The 13,425-nt window shown below is 65.9% G+C and carries 10 protein-coding genes; 4 read left to right on the top strand and 6 right to left on the bottom strand.

Annotated elements, in window-relative coordinates; translation table 11 throughout:
• Window positions 1–12 precede the first annotated feature (12 nt).
• From ACP2YO_RS45345 to ACP2YO_RS45330, 4 genes are all read right to left on the bottom strand, one after another.
• Complete coding sequence (locus ACP2YO_RS45345) at window positions 13–1,335, bottom strand: MATE family efflux transporter (RefSeq protein ID WP_426437617.1); 1,323 nt, start codon at window positions 1,333–1,335, stop codon at window positions 13–15.
• Between the two features lie 84 nt (window positions 1,336–1,419).
• Window positions 1,420–1,725: a DUF6460 domain-containing protein gene (locus ACP2YO_RS45340; protein WP_426437616.1), complete on the bottom strand. Its 306-nt coding sequence runs from the start codon at window positions 1,723–1,725 to the stop codon at window positions 1,420–1,422.
• Window positions 1,726–1,823: 98 nt separating this feature from the next.
• Window positions 1,824–3,629 carry a cisplatin damage response ATP-dependent DNA ligase gene (locus ACP2YO_RS45335; RefSeq protein WP_426437615.1) on the bottom strand — a complete coding sequence of 602 codons (1,806 nt, stop codon included), beginning with the start codon at window positions 3,627–3,629 and terminating at the stop codon, window positions 1,824–1,826.
• A complete protein-coding gene (locus tag ACP2YO_RS45330; protein ID WP_426437614.1) occupies window positions 3,626–4,681 on the bottom strand; it encodes a ligase-associated DNA damage response exonuclease in 1,056 nt (351 codons plus the stop codon). The genes ACP2YO_RS45335 and ACP2YO_RS45330 overlap by 4 nt, the downstream gene beginning before the upstream one ends.
• Before the next feature lie 202 nt (window positions 4,682–4,883).
• Between ACP2YO_RS45330 and ACP2YO_RS45325 the strand changes: the two genes are divergently transcribed.
• From ACP2YO_RS45325 to pdeM, 4 genes are all read left to right on the top strand, one after another.
• The gene (locus ACP2YO_RS45325) at window positions 4,884–5,810 is read left to right on the top strand and encodes a methyltransferase domain-containing protein (protein ID WP_426437613.1); all 927 of its coding nucleotides are present in this window, start codon (window positions 4,884–4,886) and stop codon (window positions 5,808–5,810) included.
• Window positions 5,811–5,921: 111 nt separating this feature from the next.
• Window positions 5,922–7,148, top strand: a complete 1,227-nt coding sequence (locus ACP2YO_RS45320) for an ABC transporter substrate-binding protein (RefSeq protein WP_426437612.1) — start codon at window positions 5,922–5,924, stop codon at window positions 7,146–7,148.
• Between the two features lie 122 nt (window positions 7,149–7,270).
• Window positions 7,271–10,144: a ligase-associated DNA damage response DEXH box helicase gene (locus ACP2YO_RS45315; protein WP_426437611.1), complete on the top strand. Its 2,874-nt coding sequence runs from the start codon at window positions 7,271–7,273 to the stop codon at window positions 10,142–10,144.
• Window positions 10,145–10,291: 147 nt separating this feature from the next.
• Window positions 10,292–10,963 (top strand): ligase-associated DNA damage response endonuclease PdeM, encoded by a 672-nt coding sequence (pdeM, locus tag ACP2YO_RS45310; protein WP_426437610.1) that lies wholly within the window; start codon window positions 10,292–10,294, stop codon window positions 10,961–10,963.
• A 319-nt stretch (window positions 10,964–11,282) separates the two neighbouring features.
• On the opposite strand, the gene ACP2YO_RS45305 is transcribed toward pdeM, so the two are convergent.
• Together ACP2YO_RS45305 and ACP2YO_RS45300 are read right to left on the bottom strand one after the other, a co-directional pair.
• The gene (locus ACP2YO_RS45305) at window positions 11,283–12,323 is read right to left on the bottom strand and encodes an IS110 family transposase (RefSeq protein WP_426437609.1); all 1,041 of its coding nucleotides are present in this window, start codon (window positions 12,321–12,323) and stop codon (window positions 11,283–11,285) included.
• Between the two features lie 196 nt (window positions 12,324–12,519).
• A complete protein-coding gene (locus ACP2YO_RS45300) occupies window positions 12,520–13,383 on the bottom strand; it encodes a LysR family transcriptional regulator (protein ID WP_426437608.1) in 864 nt (287 codons plus the stop codon).
• Between the last annotated feature and the right edge of the window lie 42 nt (window positions 13,384–13,425).

Raw genomic sequence — 13,425 nt, 5'->3', positions numbered from 1 at the left:
AGGAGAAAATTGTCACGATTTGAACGTCTTGCGCAGCAACGCCGGATAGCGCGCACCCTGCAATCCGGCGCGCGCGACGTAGAAGCCGAGCATTGCCGTCCACAGTCCGGCATTGCCGAACGAACGCGTCGCCCACCAAATGGCGAAGAAGATCGCAAGCGACAGCAGCATCAGATTGCGCATCTCGCGCGCCCAGGTGGCGCCGACATAGATGCCGTCGAAGCCGAATGCGAACACGCCGGGCAGTGGCGCCAGGATCACGAATATCAGGAAGTCGCGTGCCGCGCGGCGCACGGCGTCGCTGGTCGTCATCAGGTCGATCAGATCGGGACCGAACAGCGCGAACAGCACCGAGACGGCGAGCGCAAAGCCTAAGCCCCATATAAGCACCAGCCGTGTCGAATCGGCAAAGCCCCTGGTGTCGCGGGCGCCGAAGGCGCGGCCGCAGAGCTGCTGGGCGGCGTTGGCGAGGCCGTCGAGGAAGAAAGCCGAGACCAGCAGGAAATTGTTCAGCACCGAATTGGCCGCCAGCGTCACGTCGCCGGCGCGCGCGCCTTTCGCGGTGAAGAACAGGAACGCGACGATCAGGGCCGCGGTGCGGATCATGATGTCGCGGTTGACGGCCAGCATGCGCATCAGCTTGGCGCGATCGAACAGGGTGGCGCGCGGCACCGCGAAGCCGCCCTGGGCAATCCGCCATGCAACGGCGATGCCGAGCACGAACCCGACCGCTTCGGCGAGCACGGCGGCGATCGCGGCCCCCGCGATACCGGCGCCGGCGCGGGACACCAGCAGCACGGTAGCGGCCACATTGATGACATTGATCACGATCTGCAGCACCAGCGCCAGATTGGCGCGGGCCTGTCCGACCAGCCAGCCGAGAATGACGTAATTGGCGAGCGCCGGCGGCGCCGACCAGATCCGGATCATGAAATAGATCTTGGCGGCGCGGGTCACGCCCTCGCTGCCACCCATCAGGTCGAAGGTCATGGCGGCGAGCGGGACCTGCAGCACGATCAGCGCCGCGCCGATCAGGCCGGCAACGATGAAGCCGCGCACCAGGATCGCGGAGAATTCCTGCGTCTCGCCGGCGCCCAGCGCCTGCGCGGTGAACGCCAGCGTGCTCATGCGCAGGAACGCGAACAGCCAGAACAGGCAGTCGAAGATCACCGACGCCATCGCCACGCCGCCAAGCAGCGCGGCATCGTCGAGGCGGCCGATCGCCGTGGTCGAGACGATGCCGATCAGTGGCGTGGTCAGGTTCGCGACCATCGCAGGTCCAGCGATGGCGAACACCTGGCGCGTCGTGATTTTTGGATGGACGGGCGCGTGCATGGTCAGAGCTCGATCGCCATGCCGTCGCTCGCATCGCCGCAGCCGGCAAATCGCAATCGCATCGGCTGCACGCTCTGCTCCGGGTCAGCGGCCGCGCGGCGCGCCGAACAGCCGCGACAACAGCCAGATCGGGACCACGATCACGGCGCCGAGCAGGAAGTAGCGCCAGGCCCAGTTGATCGCGTCGAACCCGAAATCCCAGATGCGCTGGAACAGCACGCGGATGCTGTTGAGGATGTTCCAGGGATCAAAGCCGATCGTGGCAAGCACGACCCCGACCAGGATCGACAGCAAGATCAACCGGAACGCCACGGCAAGGGGCGAGCCGCCGAGAAAACGGTGCAGCCCGTCGGCGTTGCTGGCCGGCAAGTCTCTGACGTCGTTTTGCATCACTATCTCCTGGCGGAATCGCCCGCCTATTATAGGTCACGGCGGGGCACATGGGGAACCCGGCAACCGCGGTCAATGGCTGCCATGCGACGGTCGAGTTAATTCGGTGTCACAGTCATTAACATCCGTTCAAGTGTCTCCAGCCGGTCGGCCTCGCGCGGAGGCTTGTCCCAGCGCAGCCGGTTGATGCGGGGAAAGCGCATCGCGACGCCGGATTTGTGACGCGGCGAGCGTTGCAATCCCTCGAATGCGACTTCCAGCACCAGGCCTTGGTCCGGCTCATGCACGACATGACGGACGGGACCGAATTTCTCGGTGGTATTGCGGCGAACGAAGCGGTCGATCTGCAACAGCTCCTCGTCGGTGAAGCCGAAATAGGCCTTGCCGACCGGCACCAGCTCGTCGCCGGCTTCGCCGTTTGTCCAGACGCCAAACGTATAGTCGGAATAATACGACGAGCGCTTGCCGTGGCCGCGCTGCGCGTACATCAGCACCGCGTCGATGATGTGCGGATCGCGCTTCCACTTCCACCACGGCCCCTTCGGCCGTCCGGGCAGATACGGTGCGTCGCGGCGTTTGAGCATCACGCCTTCGACCGCGTCGGCATCATCGCCGGCGCCGGCGCTTTTCGGATCGGCACGCGCGGCGGCGAGTTGCTCCCAGCTCGCGAACGGAATCGTCGGCGACAAATCGATGCGCGGATCGTCCAGCCTGGCGATGAAGCTTTCGAGATGCGCGCGGCGCTCGACAAACGGCAGCTCACGCAGATCGTTCTCGTCATCGCCGAGCAGGTCGTAGGCGCGCAGGTGAATCGGGAATTCCTTGATCAGCTTCGGCGAGACCACCTTCCGGTTCAGCCGCTGCTGCAGCACGTTGAAGGTCTGCACACGACCCTCGCGCAGTACCAGTAATTCGCCGTCGATCGCGCCGGGCAGATGCAGTGACGGCACCAGGTCCGGGAAGCTGCCGGTGATATCCTCGCCGGTGCGCGAATAGAGCCGCCCCTGGATCTGGCCGCGCGCGTCGCGCCCGGACACTGCCTGCACGCGGATGCCGTCCCACTTCCATTCCGCGCTGAAATCGGCGGCGTCGAGATTGGCGAAATCCGTGTCCTCGATCGCATGCGCCAGCATCACTGGACGAAATGGCGTCGGATCGCGGTTGACGGGTTTCTCGCCGCGGCCCTCCAGCCAGGCGAACAAATCGAGATAGGGCGGCGTCAGCCCCGGCCACATCAGCTCGATTTCGTGCGGGTCCTTAGTCCCGAGCGCAGCCGCCGCGGTCTTCGCCAGCCGCGCCGAAATCCCGATCCGCATCGCGCCGGTGACGAGCTTCAGCAGCGCCCACCGCCCGGTCTCGTCGAGTTCGTCGAGCCAGCGCGCAAGCTGTGCCGGCAGCTCGGCCTTGCCGAGCGTGCGCAGCGTGGTGACGACCTCGGTGAGGGTGGGTGGGGGCGGGTTGTTGTGGAGATTGAGCGGCCGGTCGTCCTCACCTCTCCCGCTTGCGGGGGAGGTCGGACCGGCGGACGGCGCGTCAGCGCGGTCGGCCGATCCGGGTGGGGGCTCTTTCCGCTTGGTGATCGCGTGGAGAGACCCCCACCCCGACCCTCCCCCGCAAGCGGGAGAGGGAGAAGATTTCGGCCACATCAGCGCGACCGTCTCCGAGAGATCGCCGACATAATCGTACGACAATCCGAACAGCACCGGGTCGGCGCGTTCGGTGATCAGGTCGCGGATCAATCCTGGCTTGGCGTGCTTGAACGACAGCGCGCCGGTCAGTGCCGCCAGCGCGTAGCCGCGGTCGGGATCCTCGGTCTCGCGGAAGTACGCGACCAGCAGCTTGATCTTGTTGTTGCGGCCGGGCTCATAGGCGAGCCGGTCCAGTAGCTGGGCAAAACGGTTCATGTCTCAGCCTCGCCGGCGGACTCGGTCACGTCGGTCGGCGCCGCCTCGCCTTCATCCTCGTCGCCATAGCCGACGAGATCGAGCGGCCGCGCCGCAAGGCCTCTGGTCTTGCACCAATGCACCAGCGCGTCTTCCTGGCCGTGGGTGACCCAGATTTCACCGGCGCCGGTGGCGCCGATCGTCGCGGTCAAGCCGTCCCAGTCGGCATGGTCAGAGATCACCAGCGGCAGTTCGATGCCGCCTTGCCGGGCGCGGGCGCGCACACGCATCCAGCCCGAGGCAAAGGCGGTGACCGGATCGGGAAAGCGCCGCGTCCAGACATCGGATGTTGCGCTCGGCGGCGCCAGCGTGATGGTGCCGGCCAGCTCAGCCTTCTTCATGCCGCGCGCGGGCTTGAGCTCGCCGAGCGGGATGCCGCGCTCCTGATAGTAGGAGGTGATCTTCTCCATCGCGCCGTGCAGGTAGATCGGCGCGTCGTAGCCGGCCTCGCGCAATAGCGCCATCACGCGCTGCGCCTTGCCGAGCGAGTAGGCGCCGACTAGATGCGCACGCTCCGGAAACAGCTTTACCGAGGCCAGCAGCTTCTTCACCTCATCGGCCGCGTCGCCATGGCGGAACACCGGCAGGCCAAAGGTCGCCTCGGTGATGAACACGTCGCAGGGCACCAGCTCGAACGGCGCGCAGGTCGGATCGCGCGCATCCTTGTAGTCGCCAGAGGCGACGATGCGGGTGTCCTTGCAGGTCACGGCAATCTGCGCCGAGCCCAGCACATGGCCCGCCGGATGGAACGTCACGGTGACATCGCCGAGCCTGATTTCCTCGCCGTAGCTGACGGCCTGCGTCGAGCCGGCGAAATTGTCACCATAGCGCAACCGCATCATGTCGAGCGTCTCTTGCGTGGCGAGCACCGCGCCATGACCGGGGCGGGCGTGGTCGGAATGGCCGTGGGTGATCAGCGCGCGCTCCACGGGCCTGACCGGATCGATATGGAAGCCGCCGGGCTTGCAGCACAGGCCGGCCGGAACGGGCATCAGGATGTCTTGCGGGCGCATCTTTTGTATATAGGAGCTGTCGCGGCGACTTTTACCTCTCCCCACCGGGGAGAGGTCGCCGCGCCGAAGCGTAGCGAAGGCGTGGCGGGTGAGGGGTCTTGGTTCCTCGATAGACTTCAGCCCCTCACCCGGCGAGACGCTTCGCGTCCCGCCGACCTCTCCCCTGCGGGGCGAGGTGAACCGTGAGTCAAATAGAGAGACTATGCCCGCGCGCCTGTTCCTGTCCTCCGGCGATCTCGTCGCCGACCGTCGCTACGAATTCGCGCGCGACCTGCAATTGAAGGGCGACCTGCCGGCGGCTGCCGACCTGTTCGAACAGGCGATCGAGCTGGCGCCGAAATTCACCTCCGCCTGGTTCACGCTGGGCGAGATCCGCAAGCAGCTCGGCCAGCGTGAGGCTGCGATTGCGGCGTTCCGGGCCGCGCGCGATGCCGACCCCGAGGATCACCACGGCGCCAGCATGCGCCTGATGCAGCTCGGCGCCGAGGCAGTCAACTCGATGCCGACGGCCTATGTGCAGACGCTGTTCGATCAATATGCACCGCGTTTCGAGGCCGCCCTCGTCGGTGGTCTCGACTATCGCGGCCCGGCGCTGTTGTTCAAGGCCGTGCTGTCGGTGCGGGCATCCGCCAGGAAGCCGGCCTTCTTCAAGCGCGCGATCGACCTCGGCTGCGGTACCGGGTTGGCGGCGGGCGCATTTGCGAAAAACGTCGATCGCTTCATCGGCATCGACATCTCGCCGCGCATGATCGAGAAGGCGCACGCGACCGGCCTCTATGCCGAGCTCGAGGTCGACGACATGCTGAAGGGCATCGGTAGCAAGCCCGACGCCAGCGCCGAACTGATCCTCGCCGCCGACGCGATGGTCTATGTCGCCGATCTCGCGCCGATGCTCGCCGAGGCGAGGCGCGTGCTGGTCCCCGGCGGCGTGCTCGCCTTCACCACCGAAACCCATGACGGCGAGGGCGTCATCGTCGGCGACGGGCTGCGCTACGCGCACGGTGCCGCTTGCGTGCGTACGGCCGTCGCTGCGGCAGGGCTGGTCCTGGCCCAGCTCGAAGACCTTTCGGCGCGCAACGAAGACAATATCCCGGCCCCCGGCCTCGTCGTCGTCGTGCTCAAAACTTGAGTCTACACGCTACGGATTTCCCGTAACGCGGCATTGTGGGGCGACGCCGCGAGTTCGCGCTTGCCCGGCACGAGGCGGAATGCGACAGCTTGTGTTCCAGGGAGAGAAACAATGAAAAAGCAGACACGGCGCGAGTTCGGCGCCACCGCGTTGTCGGCCATCGCAGCCTCCGTCTTGCCCGCGCCGTTCGTCTGGGGCGCCGAGAAGAAATACGATCCCGGCGCGAGCGACACCGAGATCAAGCTCGGCCAGACCGTGCCGCATTCCGGTCCAGGTTCGCTCTATGGCGTGCTCGGCCGCGTCGGTGAAGCCTATTTCCAGATGCTGAACGAGAGCGGCGGCATCAATGGCCGCAAGGTCAAGTTCCTCACCATGGACGACGCCTACAGTGCGCCGAAATGCGTCGAGGCGACGCGCCGGCTGGTCGAGCAGGAGGAGGTGCTGGCGCTCTACGGTTCGCTCGGCACCGCGCCGCAGACCGCCGTGCACAAATATCTCAATTCCAAGGGCGTCCCCCAGTTGTTGTTGAATACCGGCGCCTCGAAGTGGAACGACCCGAAGAACAACAAATGGACCATGGCGGGCCTGCCGCTCTATCCGACCGAGGGCCGCATCCTGGCTAAGCACGTGGTCGGCGTGAAGCCGAATGCCAAGGTCGGCATCCTCTACCAGAACGACGATTTCGGCCGCGACTTCCTCGGCCCCTTCAAGAAGGTGCTGGCCGACGCCGGTGGCACCGCGCAGGTGATCATGGAGCAGACCTACGATCTCACCGATCCGACGATCGACTCCCAGCTCATCAACCTCTCGAAGTCGGGCGCCGATGTGTTCTACAACATCAGCACCGGCAAGGCGTCGTCGCAATCGATCCGCAAGGTCGCCGAACTCGGCTGGAAGCCGCTGCAGCTGTTGTCGGCAGGCTCGACCGGCCGCTCGATCCTCAGCGCCGCCGGTTTCGAGAACGCCAGGGACATCGTCGCGATCCGCTACGCCAAGGAGGCCGGACCGGGCCGCTGGGAGAAGGATCCCGATTCGCTGGCGTTTGAGGATCTGCGCAAGAAGTACCTGCCTAACGTCGATCCCGATAACACCATCGCCTTCGCCGGCTATGGCCAGGTGGCGTCGATGGCGGAAATCCTGCGCCGCTGCGGCGACGAACTGACCCGTGCCAACGTGCTGAAGCACGCCACCACGCTCGCGGGCTACCACTCGCCGTTCTTCCTCGACGGCGTCAATTACGCCTACACGCCCGACGACTACACACCGATGAAGACGCTCTACATCTCGATCTTCAATGGCAAGGACTGGGATATTTCCGACAGTCCCGTGGTGGAGTAGGGGGGCTCGCTCTTTCGTCCCCCTCGCCCCGCTCTTGCGGGGAGAGGGCGGGGTGAGGGGCTCTCACCGCGAGGTATGCGCGTGGCCAGGCCGGTACCCCCTCACCCGGATTGCATCTAACGATGCAATCCGACCTCTCCCCGCAAGCGGGGCGAGGTGAGCGGCGGCAGTGCCACCTGCCGCCATCTTCGCCCACCCTCGACGAAGCGCCGTCAACCACTTACCTCTTGGGCGTGTCGACGCTCGATCTCTTCTCCGTCCCGCCGCCAGAGGCGGCCGATCTGCTGCCGCGCCGGTTTCGCGACTGGTTCGCCACGCGTGGTTGGTCGCCGCGCGACCATCAACTCGCATTGCTCGCGAAAGCGCGTGAGGAGCGTTCCGCGCTGCTGATCGCGCCCACGGGCGCCGGCAAGACGCTGGCGGGGTTTCTGCCGACGCTGGTGGAGTTGAGCGGTGGATTGGATCGCAGGGATTCCGATCACCTCCCCCTGAAAGGGGGAGGTCGGCGCGCTCCGGCGCGCGATAGCGCTGCCGGGCGGGACGGGTGGGGGTCAGCCGCAGGCGCGGAGCAAGCGGCTGACCCCCACCCCAACCCTCCCCCTTTCAGGGGGAAGGAGCCCGACGAACTCGCAAGTGGTAAAGCAGCTGCGGCGGAGAAGACGCGCCCCACCCTCATCTCCACCGGCCGCGACGTCCGCCGCAGCGGCGGGCTGCACACGCTCTACATCTCGCCGTTGAAGGCGCTCGCGGTAGACATCGCGCGCAATCTGGAAACGCCGGTGGCCGAGATGGGGCTGCCGATCAAGATCGAGACCCGCACCGGCGACACGCCGGTGTCGCGGCGGCAGCGGCAGCGGCGCTACCCGCCGGATATCTTGCTGACCACGCCGGAGCAGCTCGCGCTGCTGCTGGCATCCGACGATGCGCCCTTTCTGTTCGCCTCGCTGAAGCGCATCGTGCTCGACGAGCTGCACGCGCTGGTCACCTCGAAGCGCGGCGATCTGCTCTCGCTCGGACTCGCCCGTCTCTGGAAGATCGCGCCGCAGCTGCGCGCGATCGGCTTATCGGCGACCGTGGCCGAGCCCGAGCAGCTCGCGCGTTTCCTGGTGCCGCAGCCGGGCGGCGAAAGCGCCTCTGCCGAAATCGTCATCGCCGGTGGCGCCGCGCCGCCGGTCGTCGAGATGCTCGACACGAGGGAGCGGCTGCCGTGGTCCGGCCACGGCGCGCGTCATGCGCTGCCCGAAGTCTACGAGCTGATCAAGCGCAACAAGACCACGCTGGTGTTCGTCAACACCCGCAGCCAGGCCGAGATGCTGTTCCAGGATCTCTGGCGCATGAATGACGACGGGTTGGCGATCGCGTTGCATCACGGTTCGCTCGACGTCGCGCAGCGCCGCAAGGTCGAGGAGGCGATGGCGGCCGGTAAGCTGCGCGGCGTGGTCTGCACCTCCTCGCTCGACCTCGGCGTCGACTGGGGCGATGTCGATCTCGTCATCAATATCGGCGCGCCAAAAGGCTCGTCGCGGCTGATGCAACGAATCGGCCGCGCCAACCACCGCTTCGACGAGGCCTCCCGCGCCGTGCTGGTGCCGGCCAACCGCTTCGAGGTGCTGGAGTGCCGGGTCGCGATCGACGCCATCGCCGAGAACGCGCAGGACACGCCGCCACTTCGGACCGGCGGCCTCGACGTGCTGGCTCAGCACGTGCTCGGCTGCGCCTGTGGCGAGCCGTTTTTGTCGGATGAGCTCTATGCCGAGGTCAAGACCGCCGCGCCCTACGCCGGTCTTGCCCGCGCGGACTTCGACGATGTCGTCGACTTCGTCGCGACCGGCGGCTACGCGCTGAAAACCTACGAGCGCTTCGCTCGCATCAAGCAGGACAAGCAGGGCCGCTGGCGCGTCGCCAATCCCAGGGTGCGGCAGAGCTATCGTCTCAACGTCGGCACCATCGTCGAAGACACCATGCTGAAGGTCCGTCTGGTGCGCTCGCGCGCCGGCGGAACCGGGTCGACCGGCGCGATCGCGCGCGGCGGCCGCATGCTGGGCGAGATCGAGGAAGCCTTCATCGAGGGCCTCGTGGTCGGCGACACCTTTGTCTTTGGCGGCGAGGTGGTGCGTTACGAGGCGCTGATGGAAGACCACGTCTATGTCTCCCGCGCCAACGACAAGGATGCGAAAGTACCGTCCTACATGGGTGGCAAGTTTCCGCTCTCGACCTATCTCGCCGAACGGGTCCGCAAATTGCTCGACGACCGCAGCGCCTGGAAGGGATTGCCGGACCAGGTGCACGACTGGCTGTCCCTGCAGCGAAATTTCTCGCGCGTGCCGGCGGTGCGCGAACTATTGGTCGAAACCTTTCCGCGCGGCGGCAAGCATTATTTTGTCTGCTATCCCTTCGAAGGGCGGCTCGCACACCAGACGCTCGGCATGCTCTTGACGCGGCGGCTGGAGCGCGCCCGCGCCCGTCCGCTGGGTTTCGTCGCCAATGAATATGCGCTGGCGATCTGGGGCATCGGCGATCTCTCCTTCATGATCCGCCACGGCAAGCTCGATCTCAACGCCCTGTTCGATCCCGATATGCTCGGCGACGACCTCGAGGCGTGGCTGGCGGAATCCGCGCTGATGAAGCGCACCTTCCGCAACTGCGCCATCATCTCCGGCCTGATTCCGCGCCGCTTCACCGGCGAGGAGAAATCCCGCCGCCAGGTGCTGTTTTCGACCGACCTGATCTATGACGTCTTGCGCAAGCACCAGGCCGACCACGTACTGCTGCGCGCCGCGCGGTCCGATGCCGCCACCGGTCTGCTCGATCTCCGCCGCCTCGGGGACATGCTGTCGCGTATCCACGGCCGAATCACCCACAAGGAACTCGATCACGTGTCGCCGCTGGCGGTACCCGTGATGCTGGAAATCGGCCGCGAGTCAGTTTATGGCGAAGCATCCGACGAACTTCTGGCCGAAGCGGCCGAGGATCTCGTGCGGGAGGCGACGACATAACGCTGGAGCGTTTTCGAGCGAAGTGGACACCGGTTCGCGTGAAGAAAACGCGATAAATAAAAGGATAAGAGTATGATCCGATTCGGATCATACTCTGGGGATTGAGACGTGACGGCAAGCGCGCAGGTTTCGGGGGACTCTGACGAGATGCGCGTTTCGACGATCACCGTCGCGGATGTCACCTTCACGGCCGATTTCTCCGGCGCGCTGTTCTGGGATGAGCAGCGCCTGCTCGTCGTCTCCGACCTGCATTTGGAAAAAGGCTCGAGCTTCGCCGCGCGCGGTGTGCTGCTGCCGCCCTATGATACGGTCGCGACGCTCAGCCGGCTGTCGGCCGTGATCGCGCGGCACGACCCGCGCATGGTGATCGCGCTCGGCGACAGCTTTCACGACCGCAACGCCCATGAGCGGCTGTCGGCACCCGACCGCGAGGCGCTCGCTGCGCTGCAGGTCCGGCGCAACTGGATCTGGATCTCCGGCAATCATGATCCGGCGCTGCCGTCCGATCTCGGCGGCGTGGTCGCAACCGAGGTCGCGATCGGTCCGATCAAGTTTCGCCATGAGCCGACGGGTGAGACCGGCGAAATCGCCGGCCATCTGCATCCGAAGGCCCGCGTACCCACTCGCGGCCGCTCGATCGAGCGCCGCTGTTTTGCCAGCGATGGCGAACGCGCGGTGATGCCGGCGTTCGGCGCCTACACCGGGGGCTTAAGCATCCGCGACGCGGCGTTCGCAAAAGTGTTCGGCTCGCCCGGCTTCATGGCCCACGTCCTCGGCGACAACCGCGTCCACGCGTTCGCCGCCGCGCGGTGTTATTGACGAACGGTTCGTCCAACACACTCGGTGTTGTCCCGGGCAAGCGAAGCGCGACCCGGGACCCATATGTGGACGGCCCCCGTGGCACAAGAGCTTTTTGAGCGGATCGGATCGCTTGCATCCATATGTCCGGCCTTTTGAGTGCGATCGGATGGATCGCTGGCCAAGATGGTTTGCGCGATGCGAGTTCCAAACAACCACGCGGCCTGTTGACGGCCGATGGGTCCTACGGACTGTCTCGCATCGTTGCTCGATCGATCGCTCCATCTGCTCCTGCAGCTCCGGGTCGGCTGACGAGCGAGCCCGCCAGCCGGCCAATCTGTTAGACGGCGACTGCCGCGGTGGCATTGATCCGTGCGGCGTCATAACTCTCGCCGGTCGCCATCAGCTTCCAGGCGATGCGGGCCACCTTGTTGGCGAGCGCCACGGCGGCAAGCTTCGGTGGCTTGCGCTTGATCAGGGCCAGCAGCCAGCGCGAGTGATGGCCGCGCCCGCGTCTGGCCTGCTGGATGACCGCCGTTGCCCCGATCACCAGCAGGCGGCGCAGGTCCTCGTCGCCCGCCCGCGTGATCTTGCCAAGCCTGGTTTTGCCGGCGGTGGAGTGATCCTGGGGGGTGAGGCCGAGCCAGGCTGCGAAGTGACGGCCGGAGCGGAAAGCATGGGGATCGGGTGTCTTCATCACGAGCGTCGTTGCAACGATCGGCCCGACAGAAGGGATCTGCGCCAGACGCCGGCCCACGGCGTCGGAGCGGTGCCAGGCCATCAATCTGGCTTCGATCTCCTGCAGCTCGCCCACGAGTCTGGTGTAGTCGCGGCCCAGCACCGTAAACAGCTCGCGTGCCAGGGCAGGAAGCGTCTCGTCCTGCGCAATCCGCGCCAGCAGCGGCTCGATCTTGTCGGTCCCTTGGGCCCCGATCAGGCCAAACTCCGCCGCATGGCCGCGGATCATATTGCCGAGCTGGGTGCGCCGGGCGATCAATCCAGCGCGGACACCCGTCAGCATCAGCGCGGCCTGCTGCTCGACCGTCTTGACCGGCGCGAACCGCATGCTCGGCCGGCTCATCGCTTCACACAGCGCCTCCGCATCCCGACCGTCGTTCTTGTTCCGCGACACATAGGGCTTCACCAATTGCGGCGCCATCAACTTCACCTCGTGGCCCAGCTTGCGAAGCTCCCGTGCCCAATGGTGCGAGGCCCCGCAGGCCTCCATCCCGATCACGGTCGGCGGCAACTTGGCGAAGAACTCCAGCACCTGCTTGCGCGCAAGCTTCTTGCGCAACACAGGCTGTTCCGCCGCATCAACCCCATGCAGCACAAAAATATACTTCGACGTATCCATTCCAATGCGGATAATCTCTCTCACGGACGGCTCCCTTGTCTGAGATTTGCAACAACCTCATTCTGGCACACTGATGCCGTAGGGGGCCGTCCACACCATCAACCACCGATGGTTGTTGTTGAATGACGCTGGGGCCACCACTAACTTCAGCAACACAGCCCTGTGATTATGGGTCCCTGCTTTCGCAGGGACGACAGCGGAGGTTTGCGTCGCCCTCTCGCTACGCCGCCTTCGCTTGCACGGTCTCGCAGAACTCCGCGAGCCGCTCCGCCAACCGCAGCGTTGCCGGACTGGCATCAGGGGCTGCAACCAGGGCCACTTCCGTCTTGTCGATCGGCGCGAAGCCGTCCTTCGCCGTCAGCACGCGGTGATCGGCCTGGATTGCGATCTCGGCAAGGATGCTCAGGCCCATGCCGGCGGCGATCGCGGCCTGGATGCCGGAGAGATTCGACGACGTGTAAGCCATGTGCCAGTTGCGCCCGGCGCTCTCCAGCGCATGGATCGCACCGGCGCGGTAGAGGCAGCCCGGCGGAAAGCCGATCAGCGGCACCGACCCCACCGTTGTGTCGCGCGGATGGTGCTTGCTGGTGACCCAATGCACGCGCTCCGGCCACGACGCGATGCCGCCTTTTTCGCCGGCCGCACGTTTGAACAGCGCAAGGTCGAGATCCCCGCGTTCGAGGTCGCGCCGCAGCTGCGTGCTCTGGTCAGTGCGGACGTCGAGCCGCAGCGCCGGATGCGAGCGCGAGAATGCGGCGAGCAGCTTGGCCAGCCGGAAGGCGGCGAAATCTTCGGGAACCCCGAGCCGGATCGCACCCTCATTGTCCGGCTGCGACACCACATCGCGCGCCTCTTCAGCCAGCGCCAGCAACCGACGTGCATAGGACAACAGCCGCTCCCCGGCTTCGGTCGGCGTCACGTCCTTGCCGCTGCGGATCAACAGCGGCTGGCCGACGTCCTCCTCCAGCCGCTTGATCTGCTGGCTGACCGTCGATTGCGTGCGGTGAACGCGCGCGCCGGCGCGGGTGAAGCCGCCGGCGTCCACCACCGAGACGAAACTGCGCAACAGCTCCAGATCGAGCATTGGAAGCCTTCCATTCGAAAATCCACTGCATGTCAGTTTATC

It is taken from the genome of Bradyrhizobium genosp. P (genome assembly GCF_049949265.1).
Classification (GTDB): Bacteria; Pseudomonadota; Alphaproteobacteria; order Rhizobiales; family Xanthobacteraceae; genus Bradyrhizobium.
This window is presented reverse-complemented; position numbering and strand designations above follow the sequence as displayed.

Coding starts and splice junctions, on each gene's coding strand:
- ACP2YO_RS45345 (WP_426437617.1), bottom strand. CDS start 1,335: ATGCACGCGCCCGTCCATCCAAAAATCACGACGCGCCAGGTGTTCGCC.
- ACP2YO_RS45340 (WP_426437616.1), bottom strand. CDS start 1,725: ATGCAAAACGACGTCAGAGACTTGCCGGCCAGCAACGCCGACGGGCTG.
- ACP2YO_RS45335 (WP_426437615.1), bottom strand. CDS start 3,629: ATGAACCGTTTTGCCCAGCTACTGGACCGGCTCGCCTATGAGCCCGGC.
- ACP2YO_RS45330 (WP_426437614.1), bottom strand. CDS start 4,681: ATGCGCCCGCAAGACATCCTGATGCCCGTTCCGGCCGGCCTGTGCTGC.
- ACP2YO_RS45325 (WP_426437613.1), top strand. CDS start 4,884: ATGCCCGCGCGCCTGTTCCTGTCCTCCGGCGATCTCGTCGCCGACCGT.
- ACP2YO_RS45320 (WP_426437612.1), top strand. CDS start 5,922: ATGAAAAAGCAGACACGGCGCGAGTTCGGCGCCACCGCGTTGTCGGCC.
- ACP2YO_RS45315 (WP_426437611.1), top strand. CDS start 7,271: ATGCAATCCGACCTCTCCCCGCAAGCGGGGCGAGGTGAGCGGCGGCAG.
- pdeM (WP_426437610.1), top strand. CDS start 10,292: ATGCGCGTTTCGACGATCACCGTCGCGGATGTCACCTTCACGGCCGAT.
- ACP2YO_RS45300 (WP_426437608.1), bottom strand. CDS start 13,383: ATGCTCGATCTGGAGCTGTTGCGCAGTTTCGTCTCGGTGGTGGACGCC.